This is a genomic window from Pseudomonas sp. S5F11 (genome assembly GCF_019641515.1).
Classification (GTDB): domain Bacteria; phylum Pseudomonadota; class Gammaproteobacteria; order Pseudomonadales; family Pseudomonadaceae; genus Aquipseudomonas; species Aquipseudomonas rhodesiae.
This window is the reverse complement of record NZ_JAIFJZ010000001.1, coordinates 222,586-244,381: the sequence shown is the minus strand read 5'-3', so window position 1 is coordinate 244,381 and position 21,796 is coordinate 222,586. Positions and strand designations below refer to the sequence as shown.

Below are 21,796 nucleotides of genomic sequence, written 5' to 3'. Positions count from 1 at the left end.
ACCGGCGTTTTACGCAAAGGATTGAGATTGATGACCCGAGAAAGCATCACCCGCTACTGGCACGCCGTGGAGCTGCTGCAACCGCAATCGGCCCCCAAAATCGAAAAGCGCGACAGTCTGTTTGCGTCGTTCCTGCATGACTGCAATGCGGCGCGGCCGGTGATGCCATGGGCTGCCAGCAGCCCGGCGCACGGCCAGCCAAAGCCTAAAGACCGGGTCTGGAGCCACACCCTCTTCGCCCACCTGTACGACAGCCGCCGCGTGGCCGAAAGCCTTAAGCAACTCTACGGTGCCGACCAAGGCTATAAAGAGCCGCCGAAAACCCGTGAATCCGCGCTTTTCGCGCTGAAGTTCACCGAGCAGGGGCTGATGGTGCAAGACAGCCTGGTGCTCTCCAGCGAAGCCTGGTTCCTCGGCCGCGCCCTGGCAAACAGGGATTGGACCCGCGGCTTCGACGAGGAACAAAACTATCTGCGCGAGGACATCAAGCCGCTGATGGGCGGCCCAGTCGATGCAGCGATGTTGGTCGAGCTGACCGAGAAGATTCGAAACTTCCTCGGCCTGGACGACTACTTCAGCGCCCCCGAGCGCTACACCCACCGCTGGCGCTCCACGCCCATCAAGATCAAGAACCCCGCCCAGGAGGACGACCCGCTCAACAGCTTTCTGCTCGCGGACCTGGCCGACGTGGCGGACAGCCTGCGCAATGGCATCACCAGCGCACCGCTGGCGCAGTACCTGGCGCGACATGCCCCGGCACAGCGCTTGCACATCGACGATGACGATGCCTCCCTGGCGTTAATCGAGCGTCTGGCGCCCAAACAGTACCCGTTGGGCTGCTGGCCGGCCGAGCATCACCTGGGGCTGGTGCATTCCCAGCAATTGGCGATAAATACCCTGCTGCATACGTTGAACGATGGCGAAGGTGTGCTGGGCATCAACGGCCCGCCCGGCACCGGCAAAACCACCCTGTTGCGTGATCTGCTGGCCGCCGTGGTCACCCAGCGCGCCGATGCCCTGGCCGCCCTGCCCCGCGCGTCTGCCGCCTTTGTCGACGGCACGCCCGAACGGGTGAGTGATGGCACGGACTTCCAAACGGTGCATGCGCTCAACCCGGCATTGTTCGGCTTTGAGATGGTGATCGCGTCGTCCAATAACGGCGCCGTCGAAAACGTCACCTTGGAGTTGCCGCAGCGCGACAAAATCGACCCCAGTTGGCTGCCGGACGCTGACTATTTCGGCGAACTGGGTGAACTGGTCAGCGGCAAACCCGCCTGGGGCCTGATCTCCGCCGCGCTGGGCAGCAAAGCGCGGCGCCGCACCTTTATCAGCCGCTACTTCTACGGCCAGCCACCCCGCAAACCCAAGGCCAGCGACCTCGAAGAACAGGCGCACGACTGGCTGTCGGCCTTGGAGGCCGAGGAGCTGGACGACGACCAGGAAGAAGAAGACGAGCCCGGCGAAGACGGCCCAGAACAGGCGCGCCGTGGCTTCCTCGGCTGGCTCGGAACCCAGGCCGACATCAGCCGCACCTCCGCGCAACGCCTGAGCACCTGGCAGCAGGCAGTGGCGGATTATCAGGCGGCCAAGGCTCACGCCGAACACTTGAGCGCCGACGCCCAGCGCATCAACGACCATTTGCAGGCTGTCAGCGCGTTGCGCGCGCAAATCGCTGAGCAAGAGGACGCACTCAAGCGCTTGACCCACACGATCAAAGAGACCGATGCGCGTATCGCACAACTCGACGAGCGCGAGTTCAAGCCCGCCCACGACGCTCTGCAACACAGCCTGAACGAGGTGCAGCGGCACCTGGCGGCCAAGCCCGGGTTCTTTGCCAACCTCCTGAGCCTGTGGGGCACGCAGCGGCGTTGGAATGAAGTACAAGGTGTTATCCGCAGCCGGCACGCCCTGGCCGAAGAAAGCTTCGAACAAGTCAAACGCAGCGCCGCGCGTCTGACCGGCGAAAGCAAGGCGCTCAATCACCTGAGCACGGAACACCAGCAAGCTCTGGGCGGTTTGCGCGAGCGTCAGCGCCAGCAGATCGAGCAAATCACCGCCCTGGCCAAGGCGTGCAAGGCAGAGCACCTGCTGGCCTGGCTGCGCCACGGCATTATCGGACGCGGCGAGGCCATTGAGCTGATTGAACCGTGGTCGATCAGAGGCTGGCGCCAGGCCCGCGCCCGAGTGTTTATCCAGGCCCTGAAGTTGCACCAATGCTTCTTCGAGCTGGAAGCCAAGCGCGTTCGCGCCAATCTGTATTTCATTAACCGTGTGTTGCAGGGCGCGCGCTTCCAGGGCGTCTCGCGCGCGGCGATCCGTTCGAGCTGGGCGTCGTTATTTATGCTCGTGCCGGTGTTGAGCAGCACCTTTGCCTCGTTCGCGCGCTCGTTCGGCTCCCTTGGGGTCGGTGAAATCGGCTGGCTGCTGGTGGACGAAGCCGGGCAGGCCACCCCGCAAGCGGCGGTCGGTGCCCTATGGCGCGCGCGCCGTGCCGTGCTGGTGGGCGATCCGCTGCAACTCAAGCCCATCGTCACCGTGTCGGAAGCGGTGCTGGAACATATGCGCACCCGCTACGGCGTCGACGAATACTGGCTGCCGACGCGCCAGTCCGCGCAAACCCTGGCCGACGAAGCCACCCGTTGGGGCCGGATGATGGGCCCGCCGCAGGCCAAGCGCTGGGTCGGCTTGCCGCTGGTGGTGCATCGTCGCTGCGACCGTCCGATGTACGCGCTGGCGAACCGCATCGCCTACGACGGCGCCATGGTCTTCGGCACTGTGCCGCCCTCCCCGGCCAAAGAAACACCGGCCAGCCTGGCCACCGGCTGGGTCCAAGCCCATGGCCCTTCGTCCGGCAACTGGGTCGCGGCCGAAGGCGATGCCCTGATGCGCCTGTTGGCGATGCTGCGCCAGGACGGTGTGAAAATCGCCGACATTGCCGTGGTCACACCCTTCCAGGCGGTGCGCGATCGCCTTAAAGAGCTGCTGCCGCGCAAAATGCTCTACGGCACCATTCACACCATGCAGGGCAAGGAGGCGCCCGTGGTGATCATGGTGCTGGGCGGCAGCAGCGAAAACGCCGGTGCGCGGGACTGGGTGGTCAGCGAGCCGAACCTGCTGAACGTGGCCGCCACCCGGGCCAAGCGCCGCTTGTACGTGATCGGCGACCGCAACGACTGGCATAAGCGTGCATTGTTCTGCGATGTGATGACGTTGCTGCCGCACCAGGCGCTGGCCCCTGGTCGCCCGAGCGAGACAAACGCCTGAATCCGCGCTATTGCTGACGGTCATACCGGCCCACAGGCTCAACGGAGTACTCGATGACCACGCCAAGCAAAAAGATGAGCCTGCTGGGCCTCACCACGTTGGTGACGATCAATATGATGGGCTCGGGCATCATCATGTTGCCGGCGAGCATGGCGCAGTTGGGCGCGATTTCGTTGCTGTCGTGGCTGATCACGGCGGTGGGCTCGATGGCGATCGCATATGGCTTTGCCCAATGCGGCGTGTTCTGCACACGCGCCGGGGGGATGTCGGCGTATAGCGAAGAAGCCCACGGCAAGTCGGGGTTCTTCCTGTGTTCGTTTCTGTATTTTCTGTCGCTGATCATCGCCAATGTGGCGATTGCGATTTCGGCGGTGGGCTATCTCTCGGCGTTTATTCCATGGCTGGCCAGTGGCCCGGTGCCGCTGTTTATCGGCAGCCTGGCGCTGATCTGGCTGACCACCGCCGCCAATTTCGGCGGCCCACGCCTGACCGGGCGCATAGGCGTGGTGACGGTGTGGGGCGTGATTATCCCGGTGGTGGGGCTGTGTGTGATCGGCTGGTTTTATTTCAAGGTCGAGGTGTTCGTGGCGGCCTGGAACCCGCACCAGCTTCAAGGTTGGGACGCGATCAGCGCGAGTATTCCGCTGACACTGTGGGCATTCCTTGGCATGGAGTCGGCGGCCCAGGGGCATGACGCCGTGGAAGACCCACAGCGCACCGTGCCTCTGGCCTGCCTGCTCGGCACCCTCGGCGCGGCGCTGGTGTACGTGCTGTCCACCACTGTCATCCAGGGCATCGTGCCGAACGCCAAACTGGCGAGCGCGTCCGCGCCCTTCGCGGTGGTATATGCACAGATGTTCGCGCCGTGGGTTGGCGACGTGATCATGGCGCTGGCGGTGGTGGCCTGTATCGGTTCATTGCTGGGCTGGCAGTTCACCCTGGCCCAGACGGCCAAGATGTCGGCGGATCAGCGCATGTTTCCGCGTTTTTTCAGTCGGATCACCCAAGCCAACGCGCCACTCCTGGGCCTGTTGGCCTGCGCCGCGCTGCAAAGCCTGATCGCCTTGTCGACCATCTCGCCCACCGCCTCAGCGCAGTTCAGCAAATTGGTCAGCCTGGCGGTGGTGACCAACCTGGTGCCCTACGTCACCGCCCTCACCGGGCTAATGGTGATGATGCACAAGGCCCGCGCCCCTCAAGCGCTACAAGTACGCAATACGCTGGTGGTGCTGGTGGCTGCGGCGTATTCGCTGTATGCGATCTACGCCTGCGGCGAAGAGGCGGTGTTTGGCGCGATGTTGGTGCTGGCGTTCGGTTACGTGCTGTACGGTTTTCTGGCTAAACGCTTCGTCGGCGCTGGGCGGGCTGAGAGTTGCTAAGCCGGCCCTCAGCGCAAACGGGTCACTGCCAATGCGACCACGGCGATCCGCTCTACGCGCTCATAACCGGGCTTTTCCAACTCTTCGCCGAATACATCCGGGTCTAGTTCGCGGTAGGTCCAGCCGTAGGCATCGCCGCCGAGCAACGGCTTAACCGCCGCGAGGAACGGATCCTCCCCGGCGACAATCGCCGCACCGGTATACAGCACTAATGTACCGCCCACCGCCAGGCGCCCGAGGGACTCGCTGACAATCCGCACCGACAGCTGCTCGCCCAAGGCGCCGCCGCCATGCCGGTAGGCCCGCTGGCGGTCATCGTTCATATAGGGCGGGTTGGCGACGATCAAGTCGAACTCGCCTTCCACGCTGTCCAACACGTTGCTGTGATACGCGCTGATATTGCTCAGGCCGGCCAACTCGGCGTTCACTGCGGTGAGACGCAAGGCGCGCGGGTTGATGTCCACCGCAAGCACTTGGCCGTCATGTCGCGAGCGGGCGATTACCAGCGCACCGACGCCGGCGCCGCAGCCGATGTCCACGGCACGCTTGATCGGCTCGAAGCGCTGTTGTAAGTGGGCGTCGATCAGTTGCGCGAAGCGGTAGCTGTCAGGCCCGAAAAACACCGCATCCGCCTGGGTGGTGGGATACGCCGAGTGGGCAATCAACAGGTCATCCAGGCTCGACCAGCGCACGGCGCTGCGCCAAAGCGAATCGTGCTCTTCGACGACATCGGCGTGTTGCAACTCTTCGCGCAAGGCGTCGGGCAACAGGTCGCGGTCAAACGGCATCGACCAGCCGAAGACATCGCGCAGGTTCATGGCCAGCGGCGTCGCCAGGCGTGCGTAGACGCGGTCATGGGTCAAGGGCGTGGGCGTGATAAAGCGGTAGCCGCTCTGTTGCAAACCGCGTCCCAGGTTCAGCAGCGCACGGTCGGCCAGTTGTTGTGCGGACATAAACAGGTTCCTTAGCGCAGGCGCGCGCGCAGTTGGATAAAGCGGCGCGTGGCATATAGCCCCGCGGGGGTGCAATGGCGACGGGCCGACAACCACGGCAGCAGCGCAGTGAGTTGCTGTTGATCGGTGAGGTTGCACAGCGATTCGACCAGCGCCTGGGTGTCCGGGTCCGTCGGCCGATGCGTGTCGCGGGGCAGCGGTTTGCCACGACCGGGGCGCACCGCAGGCACGCGTTCGGCGCTGATCCAATCACCGGCGATCCAGTCATGCAGCACCTGTTTTTCATAGCCACTGAACACCCCGAACATCGCCGCACCGGCGCCTTCGATTAGTTGCCAGAAGCGGCTTTCGGCGGGGTCCTGGTTGCGTTTGATCCAGCCCTTGTCTTCCAGTGCCTGGAGAAACGCGCCGATCTGCCCGGGCTTGGCGAGCCATTGGTTGACGGTCTTGCCTTCGAAGCGGCAATAGTCCGAATGCATGTGCTGGCCGAAGGTGCGCTTGCGTTCGAGCATGGCCACCAGTTCGTCGTGCAGGTTGAAGCTATTGATCACGGCTGTAGTGCCCGGGCCCAAGTCATTGAGGCGATAGCCCTCGGCCACACGTCGATAGAAGTCCGCCCTGCCCTCGCCCAACGGCAACAGGTCGATGACCGATTGCGCCGCTTTGCAGGCGTGTCCGGTGCTGGCGTTGTCGATGGTTACATGGAGCGTGAAGTAATAGGGGTCGACGCCCAGTTCGCTCAGTTCGTACGAGGTGATCAACAGGTGCAGGGGCAATTGCTCATAGCCCAGGTTGTAGCCGATGATTTCCGGCAAGAAGTCCTCGCCGCACAGACCCAGCGCCAGTTGCAGAGCGCCTTGCAGGTAGTGATCGTCGTCCAGGCCGGCTTCGCTGGCGGCATCGTGGTCGCTGAGCAGCTTGCGGTAAATCACCACATGATTCTGCGCGGCGTGGCCGTCGCCCAACTCTTCCAGGTAGGTGGTCAGCAGGCCGTCAAAGCGCGGGTCGTGCCAATGGGGCAGCAGGCCGTACAGCCAGGCGCCGTCGACCTGTTTGGTCGGCGCCACGCGCTGCAGGCAATACAAGGCATGGGCCTTGTTGTGAAAAAATCGGCGGGGCCGGCCTTGCTGGCGTTGCTCCAGGTACTCAGCGTAGGCCTGGGCCACTTCGGCGCAGCGCTGCTCCACCCAGGCGGTTAGATGTTCAGGCACCTCGGGCAGGTCGCCGGGTAACTTACGCACCTGGGCCAATTGCGCTTGCACAAAATCCCGTGCGGCTTCTCCGGCGCCCTCGGCTTCGCTATACAGCTGTTGGTACAGGGCGTGATAACGACCGTGAGCCGAATGGTGCATCGAGGCCGGCTGGCCTGAGAGCGCTGTGAGGAACGTCATGATGGCAGTGTCCGCAAAGTCCTAAACAACCAGGCCTCCCGACAAGGCGGCCCCGCAAGCACGCTGAACGGCGCGTGTCTAGAATGCAGAGCCTCGGGAGGTGCGGAAAATTCAAATCGGATTAAGACGGGGTGGACCAGCGGTCGATTGCTGTGGCGCAGAATCGGCCTGAAAACCTTGGCAGGGCAAGGCCTGGCAGAGGTTATGGGGTGGAGAGACTTGTGTAGTGAACGGGCACGTTTGTGTGGTGAGCGGGCTTGTCGAATCGTCGCACCGCCCGCGCTGGGTTGCGAAGCAGCCCCAAACCAAGGCACCTCGGTGTGTCAGCTAAACCACATCGCCTGGGATGGGGCCGCTTCGCAACCCAGCGCGGGCGGTGCGACGATTCGACAAGCCCGCTCACCACAGAGTTATTTCAGCCTTTGAAACGTGTGTATAGATCTATGGCTATTGGGGCCAGATGCACCGAGTTGCCGGGGGGTGGCCCAGAGGAACTTAACTGTGGGAGGGGCTCACCACAGAGCTATTTCAGCCTTAAAACTTGTGTAGAGATCTATGGCTATTGGGCCAGATGCACCGAGTTGCCGGGGGGTGGCCCAGAGGAGTTTAACTGTGGGAGGGGGCTTGCTGTGGTGAGCGGGCTTGCCCCGCGCCGGGCTGCGAAGCAGCCCCTATCTCAGGCGATGTGTCCCATCTGACACACCGGGGCACCTTAAGAAGGGGCTGCTACGCAGCACAGCCCGGGCGGTGCGACGATTCGACAAGCCCGCTCACTACAAATAGGCGCTTACTTGCGCGCCGCCTCCCATTGTTTAAGCAGGTCGTTGTAGCCGACGGTCTCGCCTTTGGGCTTCTCGTTGGCCAGTTTCGGCTTGGGTGCGCCCGGTTGGTCGAACCAGTATTGCGCGTCACGCTCGGGGTTCATTTTCGGGCCGCACACCGGCTGCACCTTGGAGCGCTCCAGGCGCGTCATGATCGCGTCCTGCTCCTTGGCCAGGTTGTCCAACGCTTGTTGCGGGGTTTTCTCGCCGCTGGCGGCGGCGGCGATATTGCTCCACCACAGTTGCGCCAGGCGTGGGTAGTCCGGCACGTTGGTGCCGGTAGGCGTCCACTCCACGCGGGCCGGGCTGCGGTAGAACTCCACCAGCCCGCCGAGTTTCGGCGCCATGTCGGTCATGGCCTGGGAGTTGATGTCGGACTCACGAATCGGCGTCAGACCGACGATGGTTTTCTTCAGCGACACGGTTTTCGAGGTCACGAACTGCGCATAGAGCCATGCCGCCAGTTTCTGCTTCTCGGGGGTGGACTTGAGGAACGTCCAGGAACCTACGTCCTGATAGCCCTTTTTCATGCCCTTTTCCCAGTAAGGCCCTACCGGCGACGGCGCCATGCGCCATTTCGGTGTGCCGTCGGCATTCACCACCGGCAGGCCCGGTTTGGTCATGTCGGCGGTAAACGCGGTGTACCAGAAAATCTGCTGGGCGATATTGCCCTGGGACGGCACCGGGCCGGATTCGGAGAAGGTCATGCCCGCCGCTTCAGGTGGCGCATAGGCTTTCATCCAGTCCACGTATTTCTGGGTGGCGAACACCGCCGCCGGGCCATTGGTGTCGCCGCCACGGGTGACACTGGAACCCACCGGGTGGCAGTCCTCCACGCGAATGCCCCACTCGTCCACCGGCAAACCGTTGGGCAGGCCTTTGTCGCCGCCGCCGGCCATGGAGAACCAGGCATCGGTGAAACGCCAGCCCAGGGACGGGTCTTTCTTGCCGTAGTCCATGTGCCCATAGATGCGTTTGCCGTCGATTTCCTTGACGTCTTCGCTGAAGAATTTGGCGATGTCCTCGTAGGCCGACCAGTTCACCGGCACACCGAGTTCATAGCCGTATTTTTCCTTGAACTTGGCTTTCAGCTCCGGGCGTTCGAACCAGTCGGCGCGGAACCAGTAGAGGTTGGCGAACTGCTGGTCGGGCAGTTGGTAGAGCTTGCCGTCCGGACCGGTGGTGAAGGACAGGCCGATAAAGTCCTTGAGGTCCAGGGTCGGCGAGGTGAAGTCCTTGCCTTCGTTGGCCATCAGGTCGGTGATCGATTCGGTCTTGCCATAGCGAACATGGGTACCGATCAAGTCGGAATCGTTAACCCAGCCGTCATAGATGTTTTTATCGGACTGCATCTGGGTTTGCAGTTTCTCCACCACGTCGCCTTCCTGCAGCAGGTCGTGGGTCAGCTTGATCCCGGTGATCTCGCTAAAGGCCTTGGCCAGCACCTTGGATTCGTACTCGTGGGTGGTGAGGGTTTCCGACACCACGTTGATCTTCATCCCACGGAACGGCTCCGCAGCTTTGATAAACCACTTCAACTCTTCGAGCTGCTGGGCTTCGGTGAGGGTGGACGGTTTGAACTCGCTGCCGATCCATTTTTTCGCGGCGTCTTCGTAGGCATCGGCCCAGGCCGAAGCGCTCAAACCGCTCAGGGCCAGTACGGCGGCCAATGAAATGCTATGTCGCAGCTTATTGTTCTTATTCAACATAGAGACCTCCTGGTTGTTTATTTCATAAGGGCATCAGCCCCAACGCATCACACTCAACAGCCATACCAGGGACAGCGCGGACGCTACCCAGATGCTCCAGTCGGTAACGCCGATTACCAGCAAATGCAGGTAGGCGCTGCCGAGAAGACCGATAAACAAACGATCGCCACGGGTGGTGCTGATCGGCAGAAACCCGCGCCGCGGGATGCTCGGCGAACGCAGCTCCCAGGTAGTCATGCCCGCCAGAATCAGGGCGATGCCGCCAAAGAACAGTGCGGTGGGGGTGGTCCAGGCCATCCATTCCATCATCGAATCCTCTAGACCCGGCCCAGGGCAAAGCCCTTGGCCACGTGGTTACGAACAAACCAGATCACCAGCATGCCCGGCAGGATGGTCAATACCCCCGCCGCTGCCAGCACGCCCCAGTCAATACCGGAGGCCGACACCGTGCGGGTCATCACCGCCGCGATGGGCTTGGCGTTGACCGACGTGAGCGTGCGCGCCAGCAGCAGCTCGACCCAGGAAAACATAAAGCAGAAAAATGCCGTCACCCCGATGCCGGAGCCGATCAACGGAACAAAAATCTTCACGAAGAACTTAGGAAACGAGTAACCGTCAATGTAGGCGGTTTCGTCGATTTCCTTGGGCACGCCGGACATAAAGCCTTCCAGAATCCACACCGCCAACGGCACGTTGAACAGGCAATGGGCCAGCGCCACAGCGATGTGAGTGTCGAACAGGCCGATGGAAGAGTAGAGCTGGAAAAACGGCAGCAAAAACACCGCCGGCGGCGCCATGCGGTTGGTCAGCAGCCAGAAGAACAGGTGCTTGTCCCCCAGAAAGCGGTAGCGCGAAAACGCATAGGCCGCCGGCAGCGCCACGCTCAGGGAGATCACCGTGTTCAGGCTCACGTAGTACAACGAATTGAGGTAACCGGTGTACCAGCTCGGATCGGTGAAGATCACCTTGTAGTTGGCCAGGGTGAAATCCTGCGGAAACAACGTCAGGCCGCCGAGGATCTCGGTGTTGCTCTTGAAGGACATGTTCAGCAGCCAGTAGATCGGCACCAGCAGGAACAGGATGTACAGCAACAATGGAATCAACTTGCGTTTGCTCATGTTGGCGGCCTCAGCGGTTGGCGTCGGAGTGGGTCATGGCGGTGTAGAACAGCCAGGACACCAACAGGATGATCAGGAAATACACCAGGGAAAACGCCGCCGCCGGGCCCAGGTCGAATTGACCTACGGCCATCTGGGTCAATGTCTGACTCAGAAACGTAGTGGCGTTACCCGGTCCGCCGCCGGTCAGGACGAAGGGTTCGGTATAAATCATGAAGCTGTCCATAAAGCGCAGCATCACCGCGATCAACAGCACGCTCTTCATTTTGGGCAACTGGATATGTCGGAAAACTGCCCAGGCCGAGGCACGATCGATACGCGCAGCCTGGTAGTACACGTCCGGAATCGCCCGCAGGCCTGAATAACACAGCAGGGCAACCAGTGAGGTCCAGTGCCATACGTCCATCACCAGCACCGTGACCCAGGCGTCCATAGTGTTGGCCGCGTAGTTGTAGTTGATCCCCAGGGCGTTGAGGGTCGAGCCCAGCAGGCCTATATCGGCGCGGCCGAAGATCTGCCAGATGGTGCCCACCACGTTCCACGGAATCAGCAGCGGGATAGCCAGGATAATCAGCACCAGCGACGACCAGCGACCTTTGGTCGGCATGGTCAGGGCAATGGCGATACCCAGCGGGATTTCGATCAACAGCACGCAGGCCGAATAGATGAACTGGCGCAGCAACGAGTCGTGCAGGCGCGGGTCGAGCAGCACCTGCTTGTACCAGTCTGCCCCGACAAAGTAGCGGCTGGACTGGTCGAAAATGTCCTGCACCGAGTAGTTGACCACGGTCATCATCGGGATCACCGCACTGAACGCCACCAGCAGGAACACCGGCAGTACCAGCCACCAGGCTTTGTTGTTCTGCACCTTGTTCATGGCAACACCTCCAGCAGGTAGTCGTCGGCGTAGAGCATCAGCCATTGCGCGGGGAAACTGATGGAAGCCTTGAGTTCGGGCACCGGTTTGTCTTCGGCCAGGCGCACTTTGAGCGTCGCACCGTCGAGGTCGAGGGTCATGATCTTGTAGGTGCCGAGGTCTTCCAGATGCGTAACATCGGCTTGCAGGGCGTCAGGGTTGTGCTCGTCCCAAACGTGGATAAATTCCGGGCGGATGCCGACCTGCAACCTCTGGTAGCTGGTCTCGGCAAGGCGCTGTTGCATTGCAGTGGATAGCGGCAGGTGGGTGCCGGCAAAGCGGACCCCACCCGCCTCGGCCTGCACCTCGATCAGATTCATCCCAGGGCTGCCGATGAAATAGCCGACAAAGGTATGGCTGGGCCGTTCGAACAGTTCTCGCGGCGTGCCGAATTGCACAATCTGCCCGCCGTACATCACCGCGATTTTGTCGGCGAAGGTCGAGGCTTCCAACTGGTCGTGGGTGACGTAGACCATGGTGATATTGAACTGCTCATGGATCTGCTTGAGCTTGCGCCGCAGCTTCCACTTCAGGTGCGGATCGATCACCGTCAACGGCTCGTCGAACAGGATCGCCGACACGTCGTCACGCACCAGGCCGCGGCCCATGGAGACTTTTTGCTTTTCGTCGGCAGTGAGGTTGCGGGCTTTCTTGTTCAGCAGGTTTTGCAGGTCGAGGACTTCAGCGATTTCCTGCACTTTGCTGTGAATTTTCGCCTCGGCCATGCCCTGGTTGCGCAATGGAAAGGCCAGGTTGTCGAACACCGTCATGGTGTCGTAGACCACCGGGAACTGGAACACCTGGGCGATGTTGCGTTTTTCCGGCGTAAGGTCGTTGACCACTTGGGTATCGAACAGCACCTGGCCTTCGGACGGGCTGAGCAACCCGGAGATGATATTAAGCAAGGTCGACTTGCCGCAGCCCGACGGGCCGAGCAAGGCGTAGGCACCGCCCTGCTCCCACACATGGTTCATTGCCCGGATCGCGTAGTCTTCAGGCCCGCTCGGCGTAGGACTGTAACTGTGCGCCAGGTTCTGCAAATGGATCTCGGCCATCAGGCAACCCTCGCGACACGGCGCCCGGGGGCCTGGACCAAGCGGCCCTGACCATCGAACACAAACAGTTTATGGGTGGGGATATACACGCGGATCGGCGCATCGACGTCGTACTCATGCACCCCCGGCAGGTGCAGCACCAGTAGGAAATGTTCGCTGCGCACATGCAAAAAAGTTTCGGAGCCGCTGATCTCAGCCACTTCCACGGTCACCGCCAGCTCCAGGTCATCGTCGTTGCTCGGCACCAGGCTGATATGGCTGGGGCGTACGCCGAAACGGAACTCGCCCTCTCCGATCGGACGCAGGTCCACATTGAGGGGGAAATGCACGAAATTGGCGAAGCTCACTTCGTTGCCGCTGATCCGCCCGGGCATCAGGTTGATCGGGGGTTCGGAAAACAGCTCAGCAGCCAGTACCGTCTGGGGCTGGTGATAGACCTCGGCGGCCTTGCCACTCTGGATCACCCGGCCTTCGTGGAGGATGGTGGTGGTGCCACCCAGGGCCAGGGCTTCGTTGGGCTCGGTGGTGGCATAGAGGGCGATGGTGTGCCGCGCGGCGAACAGCTCGCGCATTTCCTGACGCAGCTCTTCGCGCAGTTTGTAGTCCAGGTTCACCAGCGGCTCGTCGAACAGGATCAGTTCGGCATCCTTCACCAAGGCCCGGGCCATGGCGGTACGTTGCTGCTGGCCACCGGACAGTTCGAGCGGGTGGCGTTGCAGGAATTTTTCGATGCGCAGCATCCTGGCGGTTTCCAGCACCTTGCTCTGGATCAGCTCATGGGCCATGCCGGCCTGGCGCAACGGCGAGGCGATGTTCTCGAACACGGTCATGGTCGGGTAGTTAATGAACTGCTGATAGACCATCGACACATTACGCAGGCGCACCGGCTTGTGGGTGACGTCCACGCCGTTCATCAGGATGCGGCCGCTGTCGGGCTTGTCCAGCCCAGCCATCAGACGCATCAGGCTGGTCTTGCCGGAGAGCGTCCGACCAAGCAGAACGTTGAAGGAACCGGGTTCGAAACGCAGGTTGGCGTCGTCGATCCAAGTCTGGCCTTCGACAACGCGGGAGACATGTTCCAGGGTCAATGACATGACACGACCTTTTTATTATTGGAATGAATCTGGCCAGTCGTCAGAGCGAGTTTCGTGCCAAAAATGCAGGTACTTGATTCACAAGGAAATGGGGCTTAAGTGATGTTCAGGAGTGAACAATTTGGTTGAGCAAGTGAACAGTTTGGGGCTTGACAGTGAACAGTTCTGAACAACACTCTTTGAAGCCGATTGAATGCTCAACGCATTTTGTAGCGGTGGCGTCAGTAGATTGCCCAAGACCCCAAAACAATAAAAAGAAGGTCGCCCCATGGCCGAACCCTTGGCTCACGACACCATCATTCAGGACTCCTGGCGCCGCTGCCGCGCCTTTGGCCTGGACCACCAAAGCCCCCCCAGCTTTGACCAGTTGCCCGCCGAGGGCATCAGCCAATTGCTGGAGAGCCAGCATTCCCTGGTGCAGACCACTCACCAGGAAGTCCTGCCCTACTACGAAAATATCCTCAGCAACTCCAACTGCCTGATCATGCTGGCCGACAACCAGGGCCAAGTGCTGACGTCGTGGGGCACCCAGCGTTTTATCGAACCCAAGCTGGCCCGTGGTTTCAGCGCTGGCGCCAGCTGGCTGGAGCGCGCCAGCGGCACCAATGCCATCGGCACCGCCTTGGCCTGTGCCCAGGCGGTGCACATCGCGCACGACGAACACTTTCTCAAGGCCAACCGCTTTATGACCGGTTCCGCGGCGCCGATCTTCGATGCCCAGCGCGAAATCATCGCGGTGTTGGACGTTTCCAGCGACAGCTACCTGCCGCCTTCCCATACCCTCGGCATGGTCAAGATGATGAGCCAGACCGTGGAGAACCGTTTGATCCTCAACCTGTTTCGCGGCGAGCACTTCCAGCTGACCTTCAATACCGGTTTGAGCAATCTCGATAGCCAGTGGGCGGGGTTGCTGATTTTCGATGAAAGCGGCCAGGTCCTCTCGGCCAACCGTCGCGCCGACAACCTGCTGGGCATCAGTTTGTCGCGCGTGATGATCGACAGCCTGTTCAAAGTGTCGTTGCTGGAATTGCTCAACCAGCCCGAAGGCTTGCCATTCTCATTGCAGGCGGCCGGGCGCAACCGCTTCCAGTGCCTGCTCAAGCGTCCCCTCCAGCAGCCGGTGCAGGCCCGCGTATTTACCGATCCCAAGGCTCGCGAACCGCGCCCTACGCCTGCCCCCACGGCCATCGGTCTCAAGACTCTGCACTTTGGCGACCCGCGCGTGGAAAAAGCCGTGCGCCAGGCCGAGCGCCTGCTGGAAAAAGACATTCCGCTGCTGATCCACGGTGAAACCGGGGTGGGCAAGGAAGTGTTCGTCAAAGCCTTGCACCAGGCCAGTTCCCGCAGCCGCCAGGCCTTTATCGCGGTGAACTGTGCGGCGATTCCCGCCGAATTGGTGGAATCGGAGTTGTTCGGCTACGAAAAAGGCGCGTTCACCGGTGCCAATCAGAAAGGCAGCATCGGCCTGATCCGCAAAGCGGACAAGGGCACACTGTTTCTCGATGAAATCGGCGACATGCCGCTCCCGACCCAGGCGCGGCTATTGCGGGTTTTGCAAGAACGCTGCGTGCAACCGGTGGGCAGCAGCGACCTGTTCCCGGTGGATCTGCGCATTATCTCCGCCACCAATCGAGTCTTACGCGAGTGGGTGCAGGCCGGGCGTTTCCGCGAGGATTTGTACTACCGCATCGGCGGCCTGACCCTGGAACTGCCCCCATTGCGCGAACGCCGTGACAAACAGGCGCTGTTCCAACAACTGTGGCAACAGCATCGCGAGCCGACGCAAAGGGCCGGCTTGAGCGCCGAGGTGCTGGCGCTGTTCGAGCAGCACCCTTGGCCGGGCAATCTGCGCCAGGTCAGCAGCGTGCTGCAGGTGGCGCTGGCGATGGCCGAAGAGCAGCCGATCCGCATCGAGCATCTGCCGGACGACTTCTTCGTCGACCTGGACCGGGCAGCGCCGGCCCCGGCCAACGATGGGCTGGACGACAGCGACGACCTGACCCGGCGCCTGAAAGCCGCCGGCGGTAATATTTCCCACCTTGCCAGGGAATTGGGAGTGAGCCGAAACACCTTGTATAAACGCCTGCGCCAGCACTAGCGCGGCTTGACCACCACCAGCAGATCGGTGAAGTACTCGACCTGAATCGGCAGGTTATCGGCCAACGCCGACAGCGCCGCCGAGGTGTCATCCAGCTTGAACACCCCGGACACGCGCATATCGCCCAAAGCAGCGGCGTCGAACCGCAACAGGCCGTGGCGGTAGCTGGCCAGGGTTTGCAGCACCTCGGCCAAGGGTTGGTCGTTGACCTTGAGCAGGCCACGGGTCCAGGCGTCCGCGTCGGCATTACCGATAGACTGGGGCGGCTGGGCGCGGCCGTGATTCACCACCGAGCGTTGCCCGGCTGTGACCTTGACGCTTTCGCTTTCCTGCCCTTTGACCGCCACGGTGGACTCGATCACCGTCACCACCGTCGAGCCGTCCGCCGCACGCTTGACCAGGTAGCGCGTACCCAACGCCGTCGCCGTGCCTTGGTCGGTGCGCACCACGAAGGGCCGTTGCGCGTCCTTGGCCACATCGACCCACAGCTCCCCCTGCAACAGCTCGATCACCCGCTGATGGCCGTCGAATTTCACGTCCACCGCCGAGTTGCTGTTGAGCTGCAACTGGCTGCCGTCTGCCAGGGCGATTTGGCGGCGCTCGCCGACGCCGGTGCGCTGGTCGGCCATCCACACCGGCATATGTTCCAGGCTCAGCCATCCGCACAGCAACACACCGAGCAGGCCTACCACCTGGGCTCCGCGCGCGCGTGGCGTGGGAAAAGCACGCTTCAGGGCAATGCGCGCCGGTTGCGCGGGAACGGTGTCGAAACTACCCCACAGGCCGCGCATACGCTCGATGGCCACCCCGTGGCGCGGGTCGGCCTGGCACCAGGTCTCGAATGCCCGTCGCTCGGCTTCGCTGACATCTTCGTCGTGCAGACGCGTCAGCCAATTCGCCGCTTGCTGAATGATCTGTTCGGAACTCACGACAGCGGGTCTGCCGCGTGCAGGCTGTGGTAGCAGTGCACCAGAGCACTGGAAATGTAGTTTTTGACCGAGCTGGGGGACACGTTCAAGCGCAGGGCGATTTCGCTGTAGGTCAGCCCGTCGAGGCGGCTCAGCAGAAACGCTTCGCGGGCCTTGACCGGCAAACCGGTGAGCATCTCGGCGATACGCTCCAAGGCTTGCAGTGCCACATGAATGGCCACCGGATCGGGCATGCCGGCATCTTCGCTTTGGATTGCCAGCGCTTGCAGATAGGCTTTTTCAATGCGCCGCCGACGCGCGCCATCGATCAGCAGGCGCCCCGCCGTGGTCGCCAAAAAAGCTCGCGGTTCTTGGATGTGCTGCGGCTCGGATAGCATCAGCACGCGGATAAACGCATCGTGGGCCAGGTCGGCGGCCTGTTGCGAGCACCCGAGTTTTTTGCGCAGCCAACCGTGCAACCAGCCATGGTGTTCGCGGTACATCGCCGTAAGGGTCTGCTGACGCACTGAATCGCCCAGCGCGGCCGGAATGTCATGCATGCGCAAAAACTTCTCAAATGGGAAATATTACCAATTGCGCGAACAATGCCAGTAAAACGCTATGGGAGCAAGGGCTGACACGCGGCTTAACGCCAGCTCCACGACACACCGGTGTAAATGCCACGACCGTCCGCCGGGGTGGAACGCGCGGCATCCAAGCCTTTGTCGTCGTAACCGGGGGTCACGGTGTTGGCGTAACGCCGGTTGGTCAGATTGCGCAGGTCGACCCAGGCTTGCCAGTCTTGTTTGGGGGCGTCGTAGCCGAGGGTGGCGCCCAGTGTGGTGTAGGACGCGGCGTAGTAGGAATTGGCGTAATCCACCGCCACTCGCGACGAATGCTCAGTGTTGAGGCTGGTGTAGAACCCCGTCGGGTGGCTGTAGCGCAGTTGCGCCTGGTAATAATGCTTGGGGATGCCCGGCAAGGTATTGTCGCCAAAGCGCTCGTCGTCGCGGTAATGGAAGTCACTGAAAGTGTAGGCCTGGCGCAGGGCGAGCTGACCGTTGCGGCCGCCCTCCCACAGCGGACTGAGCAGGCTCAGTTCCACACCCTGATGCACGGTGGGGCTGGCGTTGGACTCGGCGATCACGGCATTGGAGGTGGCTGTTTGCGCCTGGGTCTCGACGCTGAGCAATTCGTGGCGCACCTCGGAGCGGTACAGCGCCAAGTCCCACTGACCAAACCACTGCTCGCCCCGCCCGCCGATTTCCAGGGTAGTGGCGGTCTGGTTTTTCAGCTTCACGCCTTCACGCTGCAAGCCAGTGGCCGGGCCGCTGTCTTTAGGGAAATAGCGGTTGGAACCCCAGATCATCGACCAGGCGTGCGGCGGCTCCACCGAACGGCTCAGGTTGCCGTATACCTGCAATTGCGCGGTGAGGTCATAGCGCAGGCCGATGCGTGGTGCGTAGTCCCAATCGTGTTGGCTGACCGGCGTGCCCGTGGCCGGGTAGGTCACTTCGGTTTCGCGGCGGGTGTAGATCGCCGCAAGGCCGGTGGTCAGCCACAGGTCAGGAACCAGTTCCAGGTCGTTGCCCACATGCAGCACGGTGTCGGAACCCAGGTAGCTGTAGTCGCGGGTTTTAGTGCCGGGAGCGTAGGACGCAGTATTATTCGCGGGAGTGCGTACATATTCCGACGTGCCATTGTTGGGCATTGCCTGAGTGGTGCGCAGCCCCACGGTGGTCTTGCTGTCGTGGCCGAACAGTGTGTCCTGGCGGATGTAATTGAGGGTGCCGCTGATATCGGTGTAGGCGACTTTCAGGCGATTGGTGCCTTCGCGCAGGTCCATGGGGTAATCGTGGTAGGCCAGGCCTACCTCGACCCGACTGTTGTCATCCAACTGCAAAGTGGTCTTGTTGGCCAGCCAGGTGGAACCGGGTTGCAGGCGCTTGGAATCGCGGGCGGCATTGAGGCGATTGGCCGCGCGTGGATCATGGCTGATCTGGTCACGGGTGAGTTTGCCGGGGGTGTCGTTGGTGGTTTCGCGGTAGCGCAGGTAAAAACGCGTCTCCAGATTCGGGTTGAAGCGATAGCCGAAGTTGGCGGCAACCCCTTTGCCGGTGGCGGCGCTTTGGTGCTGATAGCCGTCGGACTCGGAATCGGTAAGGCTGATGTAGTAATCGGCATTCCCCAGCACCTGGCCCGAACTGATCTCACGCTGCCCGTAGCCACGGCTACCCATCTCATAGCGCAGTTGCAGCTTCGGCGCGTCGTAGCCGGTGCGGGTCACGTAATTGACTGCCCCGCCCAGCGCCAGCGCGCCTCGGTCAAAACCGTTGGCGCCACGCAACACCTCGACCCGGCTTTGCCATAGCGGGTCTTTGAGTTCGTAGGGGGTGCCGCCGGGGCCAGTCAAAGGCAGGCCGTCGAACATTTCGTACAAGCCGGAGGCGTGGGCGCCTGGCCCGCGATTGAGGCCCGAGCCGCGAATGGACAGTTTCACCCCTTCGTTATTAGCCGCCTTGGCGTACACCCCAGCCTGGTACTTGAACACGTCCTCATTGGAACTGACCCGCCCCTGCTGCACGCTGTTCATGTCGATGTAGTTAGTGGCGCCAGGCACGCTGCGCAATTGCGCCTGGGCCACTTCGCCAGCGCTGGCCTCGCTGCTGGTGACTTCCACCGGCGCCAATTGCAGTTCGTCGGCATGCGCCAGGGAGGTCAGGGTCAAGGCAACAAACAGAAACGGAGGTTGACGCAACAGCATGAGGGCAAATCCTTGAAATTCGGAGGCGTGCGAGGCTTGGCCCAGCACGCGGGCAGTGTTGGGAAGGCAACGATGGGCGACAAGTCACGCCCGATTAGCACATCGAACTTTCCCAAGGCAGCATCAGAACCGGATAAAGGCAGAACAGCGCGTCGCAACCCGACGAAACCTCCAGGACCTGCGTGAGGTCCACTGCTCAACTCACCGCGCGCATTCAAAAGGAAACCACTATGTCGCTGACCCACGAAGGTACCGCCCATGTACTCCTGGCCTCACGCCACCTCGGCGCCGAGCCGGAGGAATGCCCGAATCCATCGGTCAATATTCGTCTGTCGGAAAATGGCACGCCGACCATCGTGCGCCTGGAGGCGGATGGTCCGCTGCAATGGCCGGGGCACGCCAACCATGTCACGGTGACATTGCCCCAGGGGCGGGAAATAAAGGGGGTGATCGTGGAGATCAATCGACAAACAGATAACGCCCACTGGCTGACGTTCAGCCTGGATGACTGAACGCACTTAGCCCGTTAGTTGCCTGATCGAGCGCGTCAGGCGCTATTGCAGCTCGTTGGCAAAGCGCCCTACTGCACTGACCACTTGCTTGGCGCCGCCTTGGATTTCGGTGATGACCGCACCGGCCTGGTTGGCCAATGTCAGGCCTTGCTCGGCCTGTTCGCGGCTGCTGAACATTTCGGCGATGGCTTCATCGGCCAGCCTCTGGTTCTGTTGAACCACGCTGACAATCTCCTCCGTCGCGGCACTAGTACGGCTGGCCAGTTGCCGGACCTCATCGGCGACCACCGCGAACCCTCTGCCCTGTTCACCCGCCCGCGCGGCCTCAATGGCCGCATTGAGCGCCAACAGGTTGGTTTGCGCGGCGATACCACCGATGGTCTGCACAATCGCACTGATCAACAACGATTGCTTGCCCAGCGCCTCAATGCTGCCGGTGGCCGACTGCATTTGCGTGGCGATGTTCTGCATGGTCTGCACGGTATTTTGCACCACCGCCGCGCCGCGCTCGGCGGTCACATCGGTTTGCTGTGACACTTCATAGGCTACGCCGGCAGCTTCCTTGACCTCCGACTCTCTCAAGACCTGGTCGGTTACCACACTGGCAAACTTGACCACTTTGCACAGGTTACCTTCGGCATCGTGCACAGGGTTGTAGGTCGCTTCGAGCCACACTTCATGGCCACGGCTATCCACGCGTTTAAAACGGCTGGCCACGTATTCCCCACGGTTGAGCGTCTGCCAGAAATGGCTGTACGCCGGCGACGCCGCTTCCTGTGCGGTGCAGAACATGCTGTGTTTTTTGCCCACGATCTGGTCGAGTGTATAACCCATGGCGTCGAGAAATTGCTTATTGGCGGTGACTACGGTGCCATCCAGCTTGAATTGGATGACCGCCGTCGAGCGCAACAACGCGTTGATAAACGCCTCGTTTTCCTTGCCGGTTTCGATGGCGCGAGTGACTTCTGCGCCGTAACCCTGGACCTGTAACAGCCGACCATCACGGCCATTGATCGGGAGCCAGGTCAAATTGAACCAGGCCAGGTTGCCATCGTTGCGCAGAAATCGGTAATCATCCCTGACCGGCTCAACGCGCGCGACCGACGCGCTGAAATTTCGAAAGCACGGCAGGTCCTTGACGTAAGGAGGAACGATTTCCTCTAGCAAGCGCCCCTCTATTTGCTCACGGGAATAGCCCAAGGCCCGCGCGAAACCCTCATTGACGGCCGTGATGCGAAAGTCGGCATCCAAGCGTATGGAGATCATGCCTCGATCACATTGAGCGACGAGTTGACGGAGCAGGAAGAGTTCATCGTCCTGGTCCAGAAGGTCCTTCTTCAAGCGTCGATTAAACATGTTGGCGTCCACTGAGGGTTGTCATCACTGCATCGGCTAAGTCGTCCAATGCTTAAACACCGGTCGACGAACTGTCATGATAGCTCTCGACCGAAGACGCGCCAGGCCGTCTTGCGGCCTGTGGTACGAGCGTTTCAGGGCATGGGTATTTGCAGCGTCTGCATCAATTCATCGGCCTCGGAACCTGGAGTAAACCTGAACCCCTCCATTTCCTCGGTCGCCAGTATTTCCCAAAGGGCTGCCAACAATTGCGTTTCGTTAGGCGATTCACTCAGTAATTTCTGCGCCGGCAGCAGCACTTCAGCGCTGACACCCTGGACCGTTGCGGCATCAATCACAGCGAAGAGCATAAAGCGCAGGCGTATTTCGCGATCAGTAGGCCAGACCGTTTTTCGCTTACCCAAGGTAGGGCCTCGTTTTTTCAGAAAAGTCCGAGGCTATTGCCGAGGCAGGAGTGT

General features: G+C 61.4%; 17 protein-coding genes. 4 read left to right on the top strand and 13 right to left on the bottom strand.

Annotated features, from left to right (window positions below; all coding sequences use genetic code 11):
• Positions 1 to 30: 30 nt before the first annotated feature.
• Positions 31 to 3,264, top strand: a complete 3,234-nt coding sequence (locus K1567_RS01095; RefSeq protein ID WP_220698017.1) for a DEAD/DEAH box helicase — start codon at positions 31 to 33, stop codon at positions 3,262 to 3,264.
• A 53-nt stretch (positions 3,265 to 3,317) separates the two neighbouring features.
• Complete coding sequence (potE, locus tag K1567_RS01090; RefSeq protein ID WP_047881851.1) at positions 3,318 to 4,643, top strand: putrescine-ornithine antiporter; 1,326 nt, start codon at positions 3,318 to 3,320, stop codon at positions 4,641 to 4,643.
• 8 nt (positions 4,644 to 4,651) lie between these two features.
• On the opposite strand, the gene K1567_RS01085 is transcribed toward potE, so the two are convergent.
• From K1567_RS01085 to K1567_RS01050, 8 genes are all read right to left on the bottom strand, one after another.
• A complete protein-coding gene (locus K1567_RS01085) occupies positions 4,652 to 5,596 on the bottom strand; it encodes a class I SAM-dependent methyltransferase (protein WP_169868678.1) in 945 nt (314 codons plus the stop codon).
• Positions 5,597 to 5,607: 11 nt separating this feature from the next.
• Positions 5,608 to 6,987, bottom strand: coding sequence for an iron-containing redox enzyme family protein (locus K1567_RS01080; protein WP_034114133.1), 1,380 nt, complete (start codon positions 6,985 to 6,987; stop codon positions 5,608 to 5,610).
• A 787-nt stretch (positions 6,988 to 7,774) separates the two neighbouring features.
• Positions 7,775 to 9,517, bottom strand: coding sequence for an ABC transporter substrate-binding protein (locus K1567_RS01075; protein ID WP_034114134.1), 1,743 nt, complete (start codon positions 9,515 to 9,517; stop codon positions 7,775 to 7,777).
• Positions 9,518 to 9,550: 33 nt separating this feature from the next.
• A complete protein-coding gene (locus K1567_RS01070; RefSeq protein ID WP_003232363.1) occupies positions 9,551 to 9,823 on the bottom strand; it encodes a DUF2160 domain-containing protein in 273 nt (90 codons plus the stop codon).
• Between the two features lie 11 nt (positions 9,824 to 9,834).
• Entirely contained in the window at positions 9,835 to 10,635 is an 801-nt protein-coding gene (locus K1567_RS01065; protein WP_034098580.1) for a carbohydrate ABC transporter permease, read from the bottom strand.
• A gap of 10 nt (positions 10,636 to 10,645) precedes the next feature.
• Positions 10,646 to 11,512: a carbohydrate ABC transporter permease gene (locus K1567_RS01060; protein ID WP_034098582.1), complete on the bottom strand. Its 867-nt coding sequence runs from the start codon at positions 11,510 to 11,512 to the stop codon at positions 10,646 to 10,648.
• Entirely contained in the window at positions 11,509 to 12,606 is a 1,098-nt protein-coding gene (locus tag K1567_RS01055) for an ABC transporter ATP-binding protein (RefSeq protein WP_034098584.1), read from the bottom strand. The genes K1567_RS01060 and K1567_RS01055 overlap by 4 nt, the downstream gene beginning before the upstream one ends.
• Entirely contained in the window at positions 12,606 to 13,700 is a 1,095-nt protein-coding gene (locus K1567_RS01050; protein ID WP_034098586.1) for an ABC transporter ATP-binding protein, read from the bottom strand. Before K1567_RS01050 ends, K1567_RS01055 begins: the two co-directional genes overlap by 1 nt.
• 268 nt (positions 13,701 to 13,968) lie before the next feature.
• Here K1567_RS01050 and K1567_RS01045 point away from each other — a divergent pair, with 268 nt between their 5' ends.
• Positions 13,969 to 15,798 (top strand): sigma-54-dependent Fis family transcriptional regulator, encoded by a 1,830-nt coding sequence (locus K1567_RS01045; RefSeq protein ID WP_169868677.1) that lies wholly within the window; start codon positions 13,969 to 13,971, stop codon positions 15,796 to 15,798.
• Here K1567_RS01045 and K1567_RS01040 read toward each other — a convergent pair.
• From K1567_RS01040 to K1567_RS01030, 3 genes are all read right to left on the bottom strand, one after another.
• Positions 15,795 to 16,727, bottom strand: coding sequence for a FecR family protein (locus K1567_RS01040; protein WP_220698016.1), 933 nt, complete (start codon positions 16,725 to 16,727; stop codon positions 15,795 to 15,797). The two genes, K1567_RS01045 and K1567_RS01040, sit on opposite strands and share 4 nt — an antisense overlap.
• The gene (locus K1567_RS01035; protein ID WP_034098593.1) at positions 16,724 to 17,266 is read right to left on the bottom strand and encodes a sigma-70 family RNA polymerase sigma factor; all 543 of its coding nucleotides are present in this window, start codon (positions 17,264 to 17,266) and stop codon (positions 16,724 to 16,726) included. Before K1567_RS01035 ends, K1567_RS01040 begins: the two co-directional genes overlap by 4 nt.
• Positions 17,267 to 17,352: 86 nt before the next feature.
• A complete protein-coding gene (locus K1567_RS01030; RefSeq protein ID WP_220698015.1) occupies positions 17,353 to 19,470 on the bottom strand; it encodes a TonB-dependent receptor domain-containing protein in 2,118 nt (705 codons plus the stop codon).
• A 230-nt stretch (positions 19,471 to 19,700) separates the two neighbouring features.
• On the opposite strand from K1567_RS01030, the gene K1567_RS01025 reads away from it, so the two are divergent.
• Positions 19,701 to 19,982, top strand: a complete 282-nt coding sequence (locus K1567_RS01025; protein WP_034098596.1) for a hypothetical protein — start codon at positions 19,701 to 19,703, stop codon at positions 19,980 to 19,982.
• Between the two features lie 42 nt (positions 19,983 to 20,024).
• Here the strand turns inward: K1567_RS01025 and K1567_RS27760 are convergent, their stop codons facing one another.
• Together K1567_RS27760 and K1567_RS01015 are read right to left on the bottom strand one after the other, a co-directional pair.
• Positions 20,025 to 21,338: a methyl-accepting chemotaxis protein gene (locus tag K1567_RS27760; RefSeq protein WP_220698014.1), complete on the bottom strand. Its 1,314-nt coding sequence runs from the start codon at positions 21,336 to 21,338 to the stop codon at positions 20,025 to 20,027.
• Between the two features lie 134 nt (positions 21,339 to 21,472).
• Positions 21,473 to 21,742 carry a hypothetical protein gene (locus tag K1567_RS01015; RefSeq protein ID WP_040268674.1) on the bottom strand — a complete coding sequence of 90 codons (270 nt, stop codon included), beginning with the start codon at positions 21,740 to 21,742 and terminating at the stop codon, positions 21,473 to 21,475.
• Between the last annotated feature and the right edge of the window lie 54 nt (positions 21,743 to 21,796).

Coding starts and splice junctions, on each gene's coding strand:
- K1567_RS01085 (WP_169868678.1), bottom strand. CDS start 5,596: ATGTCCGCACAACAACTGGCCGACCGTGCGCTGCTGAACCTGGGACGC.
- K1567_RS01065 (WP_034098580.1), bottom strand. CDS start 10,635: ATGAGCAAACGCAAGTTGATTCCATTGTTGCTGTACATCCTGTTCCTG.
- K1567_RS01055 (WP_034098584.1), bottom strand. CDS start 12,606: ATGGCCGAGATCCATTTGCAGAACCTGGCGCACAGTTACAGTCCTACG.
- K1567_RS01080 (WP_034114133.1), bottom strand. CDS start 6,987: ATGACGTTCCTCACAGCGCTCTCAGGCCAGCCGGCCTCGATGCACCAT.
- K1567_RS01025 (WP_034098596.1), top strand. CDS start 19,701: ATGTCGCTGACCCACGAAGGTACCGCCCATGTACTCCTGGCCTCACGC.
- K1567_RS27760 (WP_220698014.1), bottom strand. CDS start 21,338: ATGTTTAATCGACGCTTGAAGAAGGACCTTCTGGACCAGGACGATGAA.
- K1567_RS01095 (WP_220698017.1), top strand. CDS start 31: ATGACCCGAGAAAGCATCACCCGCTACTGGCACGCCGTGGAGCTGCTG.
- potE (WP_047881851.1), top strand. CDS start 3,318: ATGACCACGCCAAGCAAAAAGATGAGCCTGCTGGGCCTCACCACGTTG.
- K1567_RS01075 (WP_034114134.1), bottom strand. CDS start 9,517: ATGTTGAATAAGAACAATAAGCTGCGACATAGCATTTCATTGGCCGCC.
- K1567_RS01035 (WP_034098593.1), bottom strand. CDS start 17,266: ATGCATGACATTCCGGCCGCGCTGGGCGATTCAGTGCGTCAGCAGACC.
- K1567_RS01030 (WP_220698015.1), bottom strand. CDS start 19,470: ATGCTGTTGCGTCAACCTCCGTTTCTGTTTGTTGCCTTGACCCTGACC.
- K1567_RS01060 (WP_034098582.1), bottom strand. CDS start 11,512: ATGAACAAGGTGCAGAACAACAAAGCCTGGTGGCTGGTACTGCCGGTG.
- K1567_RS01070 (WP_003232363.1), bottom strand. CDS start 9,823: ATGGAATGGATGGCCTGGACCACCCCCACCGCACTGTTCTTTGGCGGC.
- K1567_RS01050 (WP_034098586.1), bottom strand. CDS start 13,700: ATGTCATTGACCCTGGAACATGTCTCCCGCGTTGTCGAAGGCCAGACT.
- K1567_RS01045 (WP_169868677.1), top strand. CDS start 13,969: ATGGCCGAACCCTTGGCTCACGACACCATCATTCAGGACTCCTGGCGC.